General features: G+C 72.2%; 10 protein-coding genes and 2 pseudogenes. 8 read left to right on the top strand and 4 right to left on the bottom strand.

Going from position 1 to position 13,833, the window contains the following annotated elements:
• Positions 1–27: 27 nt before the first annotated feature.
• Genes H9L22_RS02385 through H9L22_RS02375 form a run of 3 tightly spaced genes read left to right on the top strand, consistent with a single transcriptional unit; the run spans position 28 to position 3,511 of the window.
• Positions 28–963: a lipoyl synthase gene (locus H9L22_RS02385; protein WP_187721446.1), complete on the top strand. Its 936-nt coding sequence runs from the start codon at positions 28–30 to the stop codon at positions 961–963.
• Positions 964–976: 13 nt separating this feature from the next.
• Positions 977–1,735, top strand: coding sequence for a DUF4191 domain-containing protein (locus tag H9L22_RS02380; protein ID WP_187721445.1), 759 nt, complete (start codon positions 977–979; stop codon positions 1,733–1,735).
• Positions 1,736–1,738: 3 nt separating this feature from the next.
• Complete coding sequence (locus H9L22_RS02375) at positions 1,739–3,511, top strand: ABC-F family ATP-binding cassette domain-containing protein (protein WP_187721444.1); 1,773 nt, start codon at positions 1,739–1,741, stop codon at positions 3,509–3,511.
• On the opposite strand, the gene H9L22_RS02370 is transcribed toward H9L22_RS02375, so the two are convergent.
• The 3 genes and pseudogenes from H9L22_RS02370 to H9L22_RS02360 all read right to left on the bottom strand — a co-directional run bounded on the left by H9L22_RS02370 (position 3,469) and on the right by H9L22_RS02360 (position 8,024).
• The gene (locus H9L22_RS02370; RefSeq protein WP_226966076.1) at positions 3,469–6,018 is read right to left on the bottom strand and encodes an excinuclease ABC subunit UvrA; all 2,550 of its coding nucleotides are present in this window, start codon (positions 6,016–6,018) and stop codon (positions 3,469–3,471) included. The genes H9L22_RS02375 and H9L22_RS02370 overlap by 43 nt on opposite strands.
• Positions 6,015–7,408: pseudogene (locus H9L22_RS02365) on the bottom strand (aldehyde dehydrogenase family protein). Before H9L22_RS02365 ends, H9L22_RS02370 begins: the two are co-directional and overlap by 4 nt.
• Positions 7,401–8,024, bottom strand: coding sequence for a TetR/AcrR family transcriptional regulator (locus H9L22_RS02360; protein WP_187721443.1), 624 nt, complete (start codon positions 8,022–8,024; stop codon positions 7,401–7,403). Before H9L22_RS02360 ends, H9L22_RS02365 begins: the two are co-directional and overlap by 8 nt.
• A gap of 147 nt (positions 8,025–8,171) precedes the next feature.
• Here H9L22_RS02360 and H9L22_RS20215 point away from each other — a divergent pair.
• The 5 genes and pseudogenes from H9L22_RS20215 to H9L22_RS02340 all read left to right on the top strand — a co-directional run.
• Positions 8,172–9,348 (top strand): annotated as a pseudogene (locus tag H9L22_RS20215) (glycoside hydrolase family 1 protein); the annotation flags it as partial.
• 50 nt (positions 9,349–9,398) lie between these two features.
• Positions 9,399–9,569: a family 1 glycosylhydrolase gene (locus H9L22_RS19440; protein WP_406707808.1), complete on the top strand. Its 171-nt coding sequence runs from the start codon at positions 9,399–9,401 to the stop codon at positions 9,567–9,569.
• 2 nt (positions 9,570–9,571) lie between these two features.
• Positions 9,572–10,798, top strand: a complete 1,227-nt coding sequence (locus H9L22_RS02350) for an MFS transporter (protein WP_187721442.1) — start codon at positions 9,572–9,574, stop codon at positions 10,796–10,798.
• Positions 10,795–11,997, top strand: coding sequence for an alanine racemase (locus H9L22_RS02345; RefSeq protein ID WP_187721441.1), 1,203 nt, complete (start codon positions 10,795–10,797; stop codon positions 11,995–11,997). The genes H9L22_RS02350 and H9L22_RS02345 overlap by 4 nt, the downstream gene beginning before the upstream one ends.
• The gene (locus H9L22_RS02340; protein ID WP_226966075.1) at positions 11,994–13,298 is read left to right on the top strand and encodes a D-arabinono-1,4-lactone oxidase; all 1,305 of its coding nucleotides are present in this window, start codon (positions 11,994–11,996) and stop codon (positions 13,296–13,298) included. Before H9L22_RS02345 ends, H9L22_RS02340 begins: the two co-directional genes overlap by 4 nt.
• Here H9L22_RS02340 and H9L22_RS02335 read toward each other — a convergent pair.
• Entirely contained in the window at positions 13,295–13,762 is a 468-nt protein-coding gene (locus H9L22_RS02335) for an MATE family efflux transporter (protein WP_187721440.1), read from the bottom strand. The genes H9L22_RS02340 and H9L22_RS02335 overlap by 4 nt on opposite strands.
• Positions 13,763–13,833 lie beyond the last annotated feature (71 nt).

Below are 13,833 nucleotides of genomic sequence, written 5' to 3'. Positions count from 1 at the left end.
CGTCCCCGAGTGGGTAGACTCACCCGGGTGACAGCAGTACAGCCGGACGGGCGCCGACTCCTCAGAGTTGAGGCGCGTAACGCGGAGACCCCGATCGAGAAGAAGCCGGGCTGGATCAGGACCACGGCACGGATGGGCCCGAACTACCGGGACCTCCAGGAGATCGTCACGACAGGCGACCTCCACACCGTCTGCCAGGAGGCGGGCTGCCCGAACATCTACGAGTGCTGGGAGGACCGCGAGTCCACCTTCCTCATCGGCGGCGACAAGTGCACCCGCCGCTGCGACTTCTGCCAGATCGAGTCCGCCAAGCCTGACGGCTACGACCCGGCGGAGCCTCTGCGGGTCGCCGCGTCGGTGAAGAAGATGGGGCTGCGCTACGCGACGATCACGGGTGTCTGCCGCGACGACCTCCCCGACGAGGGCGCCTGGCTGTACGCCGAGACGATCCGCCAGATCCACGCCGTTAACCCCGGCGTCGGTGTCGAGATGCTCGCGCCCGACTTCTCGGGTCGGCCCGAACTCCTCGGCCAGCTGTTCGACGCGGCCCCCGAGGTGTTCGCGCACAACGTGGAGACGGTGCCGCGGATCTTCAAGCGCATCCGTCCCGGCTTCCGCTACGACCGTTCGCTCGAGGTGCTGCGTATGTCGCGTGAGGCGGGCCTCGTCACGAAATCGAACCTGATCCTCGGTATGGGCGAGACCGCCAAGGAGATCTCCGAGGCGCTGCAGGACCTGTACGACGCCGGCGCGGAGATCATCACGATCACGCAGTACCTGCGCCCCAACGCGACGCTGCATCCCATCGACCGTTGGGTCCCGCCGGAGGAGTTCGACGCCCTCGCGGAGGAGGCGAAGGCGATCGGATATTCTGGCGTGCTGTCCGGACCGTTGGTGCGTTCGTCGTACCGCGCCGGGCGCCTGTACCGCACGGCGATGGACGCCAGGAAAACCTCGAGCTAGACGGAAAGAGCAGATGGCAAAGAGCGAACGCGCCAAGGCGCTGGAGGCCAAGCAGAAGGCCGACAAGATCGCCGAGAAGGAGCGTAGGAAGAACTCCACGAACCCCGCTGACTGGGGTCGCTGGCGCCAGCTGGTCGAGACCTACAAGGTCACCGCCAAGCACGACAAGTATCTCCACGCGCTCACGATCGCCGGCGGCGTCGTGCCGTTCGTGATCTTTGTCGTCGTCGGCATCGTGCTGAAGTCGCCGTGGATCTGGGCGGTGCTCGGTCTGTCCGCCGGTGCGCTCGGCGCGATGCTGATCTTCGCCTGGCGGGCCCGGACCGGCGTCTACAAGCGCTTCGAGGGTCAGGCCGGCTCCGGCGAGGTGGCGCTGCAGATGCTGCCGAAGGGCTGGATCAACAGCCCCGTCATCGCGGCGACCCGCAGCCTCGACGTCATCCACCGCACGCTGGGCCCCGGTGGCCTGATCCTGATCGGTGAGGGCGAGTCCGCGCGGCTCCGTCCGCTGCTCGAGTCGGAGAAGCGCAAGCACGAGCAGGTGGCCTACGGCGTCGACGTCACCGTCATCCAGATGGGCGACCACGAGGGTCAGGTGCCGCTGGCGAAGCTCGCGGGGCACATCAAGAAGCTGCCGAAGTCGCTGACGCCGGCGAAGATCAACGAGGTCAACCAGCGGCTGCGCGCGCTCGACGCGATGCGTCCCAAGGCGCCGATCCCCAAGGGGCCGATCAACACCAAGGGCGCCCGCAGCGCCATGCGTGGCCGCTGATCTGTGGCGAACCTCGTCAATCTCGAGTCCGTCACCCACGGGTTCGGCACCAGGATCCTGCTCGACAACGTCTCCCTCGGGCTGGGCGCCGGTGACGTCATCGGCGTCGTCGGCCGCAACGGCGACGGCAAGACCACCCTGCTGCGGATCCTGACCGGCGACCTTGTCCCCGACACGGGGCGCGTCACGATCACCAACAACGCCTCCATCGGCGTGCTCACGCAGGCGGGTGTCGGCGACGATGCGCAGAGCGTGCGCGACTGGATCGTCGACGGCGAACCCGACCACGTCTGGGCTGCCGACGCGGCACGTCGCGGCGTCGTCGAAGCGCTGCTTCCCGACATCGAACTCGACCGCACCCTCGGCTCACTGTCCGGAGGCGAACGCCGTCGGGTCGGCCTCGTCGCCGTGCTGCTGGGTCACCACGACCTGATCGTCCTCGACGAGCCCACCAACCACCTGGACGTCGAGGCCATCGCCTTCCTCGCGGAACACCTGCAGGCCCGCATCAGGGCCGGTCTCGCGATGCTGGTCGTGTCGCACGACCGCTGGTTCCTCGACGCCGTCTGCAACCGGATCTGGGAGGTCCACGACGGCATCGTCGACCCGTACGAGGGCGGCTACGCGGCCTACGTGCTGGCGCGGGTCGAGCGGCAACGGCAGGCGGCCGCGAACGAGGCGAGGCGGAAGAACCTCGCGACCAAGGAGCTCGCGTGGCTGCGGCGCGGCGCCCCGGCCCGCACCGCGAAACCGAAGTTCCGGATCGAGGCCGCCAACGCCCTGATCGCCGGGGAACCCGACCCGCGCGACAAGTTTGCGCTGCAGCAGTTCTCCGTCACCCGCCTCGGCAAGGACGTCTACGATCTGGTCGACACGACCTACGCGATCGGCGGACGCACGCTGCTCGACCGGGTGAACTGGTCCATCGGCCCCGGCGACCGGATCGGGCTGGTCGGCGTCAACGGAGCCGGCAAGACGTCGCTGCTCGACCTGCTGGCCGACCTGCGCCAGCCCACCGGCGGGCGGATCAAGCGGGGCAGGACACTCCGGTTGGCCTATCTGTCGCAGACCGTCGGCGAGCTCGACGACGCCGACCGCGTGCTCTCCTCCGTGAAGCGGCTCAAGGAGGAGACGAGGCTCGCCACGGGCCGCGAGGCCAGCGCCTCGTCGCTGCTCGAGGAGTTCGGGTTCACGGGAGACAAGCTGGTCGCCCGCATCGGCGACCTGTCCGGCGGCGAACGCCGTCGGCTCCAGTTCCTGCGGCTGCTGCTCACCGAGCCCAACGTGCTGATCCTCGACGAGCCGACCAACGACCTCGACATCGACACCCTCACCGTCATCGAGGACTACCTCGACGGCTGGCCGGGCACGCTGATCGTCGTCAGCCACGACCGCTACTTCCTGGAGCGGATCACGGACTACACGCACGCGCTGATGGGCGACGGCTCCGTGGCCCTGCTGCCCGGCGGAGTCGACGAGTACCTGGCGCGCCGGGCGCGGGCCAGGTCGGTCGCGGAGGCGGCGGACGCCGCTGCCACGGCGGCGGCCCCCGCGGCTGCCCGGTCGGATGCCGCGGCGGAGCGGCAGCGGAAGAAGGACCTGGCCCGCATCGAGGGCCAGCTCGACAAGCTGTCGACCGAGATCGACCGGCTGCACGGCGCCATGGCCGATGCCGCGTCCGATTTCGAGCGGCTCGGCACCCTCGACGCCGCGCTGCGCGACGCCCAGTCCCGTCAGGCCGAACTGGAGGAGGCCTGGCTGGAGGCGGCCGAGTAGCCGTCCACCGGAATGGCCAGGTGCCCGGCCAGGTAGCGGCCCGTCACGCTGGCGGGTGACGCGGCCACCTGCGCCGGGGTGCCCGTCGCGACGATCCTCCCGCCGGCCGCTCCACCGCCCGGCCCCAGGTCGATGACGTGGTCGGCGTTGGCGATGAGATCGAGGTCGTGCTCGATCACCACGACGGTGCCGCCCCGGTCGAGCAGCCGTTGCAGGACGCCCAGAAGGACCGCGACGTCGTCCGGGTGCAGCCCGACGGTCGGCTCGTCGAGGACGAACAGCGTCGTCGACTGTGCCCGGCCGAGTTCCGTGGCGAGCTTGAGCCGCTGCGCCTCGCCACCGGACAGCGTGGGGGTGGCCTCGCCGAGGGTGAGGTAGCCGAGCCCGACGTCCCGCAGCGCCGCCAGGCGGGCCCCCACCTTCGTGAGGTCGGCCACGTGCGGGAGCGCGTCGTCCACCGTCAACGCGAGCAGTTCGGGCAACGTGAGCGAACCGCCGCCGTCGGCCGAGGGTCGTCGGTGGAGCGCCGCCGCCGGCCCGTAGCGACGACCGCCGCACTCGGTGCAGGCGATGTCGACGTCGGGAAGGAACTGCACGTCGAGGCTGATCTCCCCGGTGCCCTCGCAGCGCTGGCAGCGCAGCGAGCCGGTGTTGTAGGAGAAGTCCCCGACCCCGAGGCCGGCGGCCTCAGCCGAGTCCAGGCGCGCATAGGCGCGCCGCAGTTCGTCGAGGACCCCGGAGTAGGTGGCGACGGTGGAGCGGGAGTTGATCCCGATGGGCGTCGCGTCGACCACCTCGACCCGCCCGATCCCCTCGGCCTCCACGGACAGGACGTGGCCCGGCCTGGCCGCGCCGTCGGCGCGCACCGCGGGCACGAGGCCGTCGAGGACGAGCGTGGTCTTGCCCGAGCCGGAGACGCCGGTGACGGCAGTCAGGCGGCCCCGCGGAATGGCCACCTCCAGCGCGGAGACGGTGTGCAGCGGCCCGGTCGTCAGCCGGATCGTGCCAGGGGCGAAGACGTCCGCCTCGGCGACGGGGGTGCGGGCGACGACGCGGCGTCGGCCCGTCAGGTAGCCGCCGATGCGGGAGGCGGGGTTGCGGTCCAGATCGTCGACGGTGCCGCTGGCGATGACGGTGCCGCCGTCGCGACCCGCGCCCGGACCGATCTCGATGAGGTGGGCGGCCTCCCGCAGCACGAGTGGATCGTGGTCGACCAGCACCACGGAGTTGCCGTCGGCGAGAAGGTCGGCGATCACGCCCTGCAGGCCGACGACGTTGGCCGGGTGCAGACCGATGGACGGCTCGTCCAGGACGTACAGGATCCCGGTTGTCTCGTTGCGCACGGCGCGGGCGAGCTGCACCCGCTGACGTTCGCCGGTCGACAGCGTCGACGCTGCCCGGTCCAGCGACAGGTAGCCGAGCCCCAGATCGAGGAGCCGCCGCGACATGGCGAGCAGGACGTCGACGAGGGAGCGCGCGAGCGGCTCCATGTCGGCGGGCAGCCCGGCGGGGACGTCCGCGGCCCAGGCGACCAGGTCCTCCAGCGTCAGGGCACTCACCTCGGCGAGGCCCAACGGGCCGATGCGCGGCGCGGCCGCGGCGGGAGACAGCCGGGTGCCGGCGCAGTCGGGGCACGTCCGTTCTTGCAGGAAGCGGCTGACCCGGGCGAGACGTCGTTCGTCGACGGCCCGCTTCAGCTCCTCGGTGACGGTGAGGCGGGCGTTGCGGAAGGTGAAGTCGAGCTCGTGCAGGCCCTTCTTCGAGGTGACGGCGATGTGCTTCTTCTCTGCGGGGCCGTTCAGCACGATCTCGCGCTCGGCGTCGGTCAGGTCCCGCCAGGGCACGTCGGTGCGGACCCCGAACTCGCGGGCGATCAACGGCTGCACGTTGAACCCGAAGGCCTGCCAGGGCAGGACGGTGCCCTCGTCGAGGCTGAGGCCCTCGTCCCGGATGAGGGTGGCGTCGTCGACCTCGCGGACGGTCCCGATGCCCTGACAGGTCGGGCAGGCGCCCCCCGAGTTGAAGGCCAGCGCCTCGGCGCCGGGCGCGTCGACGCCCACCCCGCACACTGCGCACACGATCGGCTCCTCAGCCGCGACCGCCAGCGTTGGGGGTTGCCGGTGACCGTTGCGGCACACGTGTGAGGCGAGCCGGGAGAACATGAGGCGGACCACGTTCAGCAGTTCGGTGGAGGTGCCGAAGGTGGACCGCACCCCCGGCACGCCGGGACGCTGCCGCAGGGCCAGCGCGGCCGGCACGTGCCGCACCAGGTCGACGTCCGGGTGCGCGGTCTGGCCGATCCGGCGCCGCGTGTAGGTCGACAGGGCCTCGACGTAGCGGCGGGAACCCTCGGCGTAGAGCACGCCCATCGCCAGCGACGACTTGCCGGAGCCGGAGACGCCGGCGATCGCCACCAGTGTCTCGAGCGGTATGTCGACGTCGATGCCGCGCAGGTTGTGCACCCGGGCACCACGCACCTCGACGACGCCGACGCGCCCCCGCGTCACGGGGCGGCCGGACCGACGGAGCGTCCGTGCATGAGCCGCACGCTGAGGGCCGCGCGTCTGCCCCGGTAGGGCGGGTAGAGCAGCCGCACGGTGTCGGGGCGCAGCGGCTTGTCGAGCACCGAGCGGCTGTGGCTGAACGTCTCGAAGGACGTCTCACCGTGGTAGGCCCCCATCCCGCTGGCGCCGACGCCCCCGAAGGGGAGCTCCGGCGCCGCGAGGTGTGCCGTAGGCAGGTCGAAGCAGAGTCCCCCGGAGGTGGTCCCACGGATGAAGGCCCGCCGCACCCGGCGGCGCCGGGAGAAGACGTAGAGCGCCAACGGCTTGGGCCTGGCCGTGATGAAGTCGATGGCCGCCTGTGCCGACGCGACGTGGACGATCGGCAGCACGGGCCCGAAGATCTCCTCGCACATCAGCGGCGAGTCGGGGTCCGCGCCGTCGATGACGGTCGGCGCGACGTGGCGGGCGGGCACGTCGACCGCTCCCCCGAACGCCGCGACGTGCCCGTCGAGGAGCCCCGACAGGCGCTCCGTGTGGCCCTGCGAGACGATCCGGCCGTAGTCCGGATTGGCCGCCGGCTCGGGCCCGTAGAACTCCTCGGCGGCACGCGCCAGGTGCGGCACGAGGCGTCCGGCGACCTCCGGCGTGGCGAGCAGGTAGTCGGGCGCGACGCACGTCTGCCCCGAGTTCAGCAGCTTGCCCCACATGATCCGTCGCGCGGCCGCGGTGAGGTCGACACTGCCGTCGACGTACACCGGCGACTTGCCGCCCAGCTCGAGCGTGACGGGGTCAGCGTCGTGGCCGCTGCCTCCGCGACGATGCGCCCGACGCGCTCCGAGCCGGTGAAGAAGATGTGGTCGAGCCGCTGCCGCAGCAGGTCCGTGACGGCCTCGGGGCCGCCCTCCACGACGGCGACGGCGCTGGGATCCAGGTGCAGCGGGAGCAGCTCGGCGAGCAGCGCGCTAGTCGCGGGGGCGAGCTCGCTGGGCTTGATGACGACCGCGTTGCCGGCGGCCAGGGCCCCGACGAGCGGGTTCAGCACCAGGTGCACGGGGTAGTTCCACGGCCCGATGATGGCGACGACACCCAGCGGTTGCCGCAGAACGCGGGCCCGGGCGGGCAGGTACTGGTAGGGCAGGCGCACGCGCCGGGGCCGCATCCACCGTCGCAGCCGGCGCAGCGCGTGGTCGATCTCGCCGATGACCGGCCCGATCTCGGTGATCACCACCTCCGCGGCGGGCTTGCCGAGGTCGGCGGCGAGCGCCGCCTCGATCCGATGCTGGTGACGGCGCAGCAGGTCGCGCAGCGCGCGCAGTTGTGTGACCCTCCAGCGCCGCGTGGCCGTGGCTCCGGTGTCGAAATGGGCGCGCAGGGCGTCGGCAACGTCAGTCATGGTCCTCGTCCTTCGCAGGTTCATCGGGGTCGGGGTGGGCCAGGGCTGCGACGGCGCGGGCGGCGGCCGCGACCACCGCCTCTGCGGTCGCGTCGTCACGGGAGACGAGCCAGGTCAGCGTCAGCCCGTCCGTCAGGGCGACGAGCAGGGCCGCCACCGTCTCGGGCGGGGTCGCCCAGCGTCGGCCGGTCGCCCGGGCCGCCAACTGCAGCGACCGCAGGGCGATCCGCGTGTACTGGGCGTACTGGCGGGCGGCGAGAGGGCTGCCCGTCCGCAGCGCATGGAGGGCGAGCTCGAGCATCACCTGTTCCCGCGCGGGGTCGGCCCGCAGGTGCCCGAGGTAGCCGTTCAGCCCGGCCGCGATCAGGTCCTCCAGCGAGCCTCCGGCGGTGGCGGCGGGAAGGATCGCCGCCTCCTCCACCACGAGGACCTCGTCGATCAGCCGGTCGATCAGTTCGTCGCGTGAGCCGAAGGCGTAGTGGAAGCTGGCCAGCGACATGCCGGCCTCGCCGACGATGGCCCTGGTGGTGGCGGCCTCGAGGCCGCGCTCGGACACCACGCGCAGCGCGGCCGCGACGAGCAGCTGCCGCCGCTCCTCCACCGCGATGCGTGGCATGGCGTCCCCCTCCGCTGGGCGTCCTGATCCGTGGACAGAACCCTTGCCCACCGTTGGGCCGACTCTTACACTACCCAGGCAGTGGGACACCTGACCCACATCGCGCAGACTCATCCGGACGACGCGGTCCGGTCCTTGGAGAACCCGATGACGTCCCCTCAGCTCACCCTTCCCCCCGGTTTCCTCGTCGGCACGGCGACCGCGGCAGCCCAGATCGAGGGTGGCGCCACCGTCGGCCGACGCACCCCGAGCGTGTGGGACGCCTACGCGGATCTGCCCGGCCGGATCTTCGACGCGACGACGCCGGCCGTCACCGCCGACCACTATCACCGCTTCCCCGAGGATGTCGCGCTGATGTCCGAGCTCGGCGCGGACGCCTACCGGTTCTCGCTGAGCTGGACCCGGCTGCAGCCGGGCGGCAGGGGCCACTGGATCCCGAGGGTGTCGCCTTCTACGACCGGCTGCTGGACGAGCTGGCCGCGGCCGGGATCTCCCCCTTCGTCACGATCTCGCACTGGGACCTGCCCGTCGAGTACTCGGCGGCTGGCTCGACCGCAACACCGCCCTCCGGTTGGGCGACTTCGCCGGCTTGGTGGGTGAGCGTTTCGGCGACCGGGTGGATGCGTGGATCACCGTCAATGAGCCGGCGACGGTCACCCTCAACGGCTACGCCCTCGGGCTGCACGCGCCGGGCGAGGCCCTCCTGTTCGACGCACTGCCGACGGTCCACCACCAGCTGCTCGGTCACGGCCTGTCGGTGCAGGCGCTGCGGGCGGCGGGCGTGCGCGGCCAGGTCGGGATCACCAACGTCCACTCCCCCGTCCTGCCCGCCGGGCCGGAGGCCGCGGACGCGGAGATGGCGTTCCTGTTCGACATCATCCACAACCGGATCTTCGCCGACCCGGTGCTGCTGGGGCACTACCCGCAGGTGCCCGACGAGCTGGCGCCCATGTTCGGCGCGTTCGCGGCCATGCCGGACGGTGACCTGGCGATCATGTCGGAGCCCATCGACTTCTACGGGCTGAACTACTACCAGCCCAGCGTCATCGCGGCGGGTTCCGGAACGGGCTCGAGCCCCGACGGCACCTCCGAGGCGATGGCAGGGCTCCCCTTCCGCCTGGAACCGCTGCCCGGCCACAACCTGACGGGCTTCGGGTGGCCCATCGCGCCCGACTACCTGGGCGTCCTGCTCGGACAGATGCGCGACCGCTACGGCGACTCCCTGCCGCCGGTCTACATCACAGAGAGCGGGGCCAGCTTCCCCGACGAGCCCGACGCCACCGGGGTCGTCGACGACACCGAGCGGGTCGCCTACCTGGCCGGCCACCTCGGGGCGGCCCTGGCCGCCGTCGCCCCCGGCGGGTCGCCGACGGGGTGGACCTGCGCGGCTACTTCGTGTGGTCGCTGCTGGACAACTGGGAATGGGCGGCCGGCTTCACGCAACGGTTCGGGCTCGTGCACGTCGACTTCGACAGCGGGGAGCGGACGCCGAAGTCGTCGTTCCGGTGGCTGCGCTCCCTGCTCGACGCACGCGGACGGGGCTGAGGTTGTCCACCTCGGCCGGGGCGGCTGCGCCGTCCGCGACGCTGCCACGCGTCACCGGGCTCTGGCTGACGCTGTTCGCGTTGGCCTGGTTCGGCTACTGGATGCTGGTCATGCTGCCGGGCCAGTTCCTCATCGTGAAGCTCGCCAGCGTGCTGGACCCGAACGACAAGGTGGGCATCGGGTCGCTGCTGATCATCCTGATGGCGATGGTGCTGGTCGTCGCGGTGCCGGTCGTCGGCTGGTTGTGCGACCGGACGCGGACCCGCTTCGGGCGGCGCCGGCTGTGGGCTCTCGGAGGGCTCATCACGGCGACGGTGCCGTTCGCCTTCGTGGGCTACCAGCAGTCCTGGCAGGGCGCCGCGGTGCTGCTGACCCTGGTCGGCCTCGGGGAGGCCGCCGTCCTCGTGTCGCTGTCCGCCGTCATCGCCGACCGGGTCCCCGAGGATCAGCGGGGCCGGGCATCGGCCGCCATGGGGCTTCCGCAGGTGTTCTCGCTCGCCATCGGGATGGTCATCGTCACGGAACTGGTGCCGGAGGTGGGGCCGAGCTGGCTGGTCATCGCCGTCATCGCGGCGCTCTGCCCGGTGCCGTTCCTGATCACCTACCGGGAGCGGCCTCCGAGCGGGGACGAGCCGCGTCCGAGCCCCTGGCGCTGGCACCCGACGGCGCTGCGTGGCTACCGCGACCTCGGCTGGGCCGGCCTGTCACGCGTGCTGGTCAACGTGGGCAACCTCGTCGGCACCACCTACCTGTTGTTCTTCCTGTCCGACGAGCTGCGCATGCCCGATCCCGACGGCGCGCTGATGATCCTGATCCTCGTCTACCTGGCCGGCTGCGCCGTCGCCACCTGGGCCGGCGGCCTGCTGACCGACCGGTGGCGGCGACGGCGGGCGCTGGTAGCGGTGTGCGCCGGCCTCCAGGTCGTCGCCGCCCTGCTGCTGGCGCTGCTGCCGACGTGGGAGGCGACCCTGGTGGCGGGTGTCCTGCTCGGCGTCGGCTACGGGGCGTTCCTGTCCGTGGATCAGGCGCTGCTCACCGACGTGCTCCCCGACCCGGAGACCAGGGCCCGGGATCTGGGCATCGTGAACTCCGCGCAGCACCTGCCGATCGCCCCGCTGGTCGGCTGGGCGGTGCTGTCGGTGGCCGGCTACACCGAGCTGTACCTGGTGGCCGCCGCGATCATGGCCGTCGGCGGGATCGTCGTCTTCCGCGTGAAGGGGGTCCGGTGAAGGGCTGGAACGATGGCCCCTGGAAGCGGTGGACCGCCGCGACCCAGGCGGAGGATCCGCCGTACGCCGTCCTCGACCGGGCTGCGCTGCTGGCCAACGCCGATGACCTGATCCGCCGGGCCGGCGGCACGCCGATCCGGCTCGCCAGCAAGTCCCTGCGGGTGCGGGGAGTGTTGGAGGAGCTGCTGGGCCGTCCCGGCTTCGCCGGCGTGCTCGCCTACACGCTCCCGGAGGCGCTGTGGCTCGCTGAGACGTGTCCCGACGTCGTCGTCGGCTACCCGACGGCGGACCGGAGGGCGCTGGCGGCGCTCGCCGCGTCCGGGACGGCCTGCGCGAGGGTGACGCTCATGGTCGACGCTGTCGCGCAGCTCGACCTCATCGATGCCGTCGCCCCGCCCGGCACGCGCCCGGAGATCCGGGTCTGCCTCGAGCTCGACGCGGCCTGGCACGGACCCCGGCCGCTGGGCCGGGTCGGCGCCTGGCGCTCGCCGTTGCGCACCCCTGCCGAGGTCACGGCCCTGGCGGAGCAGGTCGTCGCGCGGCCCGGGTTCCGCCTGGTGGGGCTGATGGCCTACGAGGCGCAGATCGCGGGCGTGGCGGACCGGGTCCGCGGCCAGCGCGCCAGCAACCGGGTCATCGCCTGGATGAAGGAGCGTTCTGCCGCGGAACTCGCCGAGCGGCGGGCGGCGACGGTGGCCGCCCTCGGCGCGGTCGCGGACCTGGAGTTCGTCAACGGCGGCGGCACCGGGTCCCTGGAGACGACGACCCTCGAAGGCGCCGTCACCGAGGTGGCCGCGGGGAGCGGACTGTTCGCCGGGCACTACTTCGACTCCTACGCGGCCTTCACGCCGCGGACGGCGACGGGATTCGCGCTGTCGGTGGTGCGCAAGCCGCGCCGCGACTGCGTCACCGTGCTCGGCGGGGGCTGGATCGCCTCGGGCCCGCCGGGCGACGACCGGCTTCCGCTGGTCGCCTACCCTCCGTCGCTGCGGATGCTGCACCGCGAGGGCGCAGGCGAGGTGCAGACCCCCCTCCAGGGTGAGGGCGCCCTCTCGCTCCGCGTCGGGGATCGCGTGTGGTTCCGGCACGCCAAGTCCGGCGAGCTGAGCGAGCACGTCCGTGAGTTCGTGGTTGTCGACGGGACCTCCGTCGTCGACCGGCTTCCCACCTACCGGGGCGAAGGAAAGGCATTCCTGTGAGGACTGACATCTGGCGCAACTGGGGGCGCACCGTGGCTGTGCGCCCGGCACGAGTCGAGCGCCCCGGCACGGTCGACGAGGTCGTGGCGCTCGTGCGGCGGGCCGCCGCCGAGGGCATGGCGGTGAAGGCCGTCGGGGCGGGCCACAGCTTCAGCGCCATCGCCGAGGCCGACGGGGTGCAGGTGAGCCTGGACGCCCTCTCCGGGCTGCTCGCCGTCGACCGTGGGACGCGGGAGGTCACTCTGGGTGCCGGCACCCGGCTGCGTGACGTGCCCGCGCTGCTGGCACCGTACGGGCTGGCCATGGAGAACCTCGGCGACATCGACGCCCAGTCCGTGGCCGGCGCGATCTCCACCGGCACCCACGGGACCGGTGCCGGGTTCCGTGGGATCGCGGCCCAGGTCGTCGGCGCCGTGCTCGTCACGGGCACCGGCGAGATCCTGCGCGTCGGCCGCGACGGCGATCCGGCGCTGCTGCCCGCGGTCGCGTTGGGGCTGGGGGCGCTGGGCATCCTCGTCGAGGTCACGATCCGCTGCGTCGACGCGTTCGACCTGAGCGCCGTCGAGCGCCCCGAGCCGCTGGACGCCGTCCTCGGGTCGCTGTCCGAGCGGGTCGCGGCCAGCGACCACTTCGAGTTCTTCTGGTTCCCGCACACCGATCGTGCTCTGACCAAGGACAACGCCCGGGTACCCCTCGGCGAGGGACGGTCTCCGCTGTCGCCGGCCCGCCGCTGGCTGGACGACGACCTGCTCGCCAACGACATGCTCCGCGCCGCGTGTGTCGTCGGCCGGACCATCCCCGCGACGGTGCCGTGGATCAACCGGAGCATCGTGCGGCTCAGCGGCGACCGCGCCTACAGCGACCTGTCGACGCACGTGTTCACGACGCAGCGGCGGGTCCGCTTCACCGAGATGGAGTACGCCATCCCGGCCGACCTAGTGCTCGACGCCTTCGCCGCCGTCCGCCGGGCCATCTCCCGCAGCGGCTGGCGCATCTCCTTCCCCGTCGAGGTCCGCTTCGCCGCGGCCGACGACCTGTGGCTCTCGACGGCGCACGGGCGCGCCACCGCGTACATCGCGGTGCACAGGTTCGGTGGCGAGGACCCCGAGCCCTACTTCCGGACGGTGGAGTCGATCATGCTGGCCTACGGCGGCCGGCCGCACTGGGGGAAGATGCACTGGCGCGAGGCGGGCGACCTGGCGCCCGTCTATCCGCGGTTCGAGGACTTCGGACGGCTCCGGGCCCAGCTGGATCCCGACGGCCTGTTCCTGAACCCGTACCTGCGGCGGGTGCTCGGCTAACGGGGTGCGGCGCCGGGTGCGGAGGCGGGGGTCCGGGCCCGGTGGCGCGCCGCCAGCAGCAGCGCCGCCGCCCCGAGGCAGGCCACCAGTTCACCGACCGGCAGGGCGACCCAGATGCCGGTCGGGCCGGCTCCGCTGAGCGCGAGCACGAGCGGCACCTTGACCGCCACCAGCGAGCCGATCGAGATCACATACGATCCCAGCGCCCGGCCCAGTGCCTGGAAGTAGCCGGACACCAGCGGGGCGACGCCGGCGACGGCGAAGCCCAGCGCGACGATCCGCACGGCGTCGACGGCGTCGGCCCGCGATGGTCCGTCGGCCAGGAAGGCCCCGACCAGGGGCTCGGCGAAGATCAGGATCCCGGCGGTGACGGCGACGCCATAGCCGAGCGAGGCCCCCAGCCCGAAGATGAACAGCGGGTCGAGCACGATCTGCACGATGACGGGCACCACCCACAGCAACACTGAGTACGCCAGGCGGCCCTCGGCCCGCACTATCGCGGAGAAGCCCGTCGACAGGATCGAGCCGGCCAGGA

This window comes from Tessaracoccus defluvii (assembly GCF_014489575.1).
In the GTDB taxonomy this organism is placed as follows: domain Bacteria; phylum Actinomycetota; class Actinomycetes; order Propionibacteriales; family Propionibacteriaceae; genus Arachnia; species Arachnia defluvii.
This window is presented reverse-complemented; position numbering and strand designations above follow the sequence as displayed.

Bases quoted from the DNA above. Each gene is read 5' to 3' on its own strand.
- H9L22_RS02380 (WP_187721445.1), top strand. From the start codon at position 977: ATGGCAAAGAGCGAACGCGCCAAGGCGCTGGAGGCCAAGCAGAAGGCC.
- H9L22_RS02360 (WP_187721443.1), bottom strand. From the start codon at position 8,024: ATGCCACGCATCGCGGTGGAGGAGCGGCGGCAGCTGCTCGTCGCGGCC.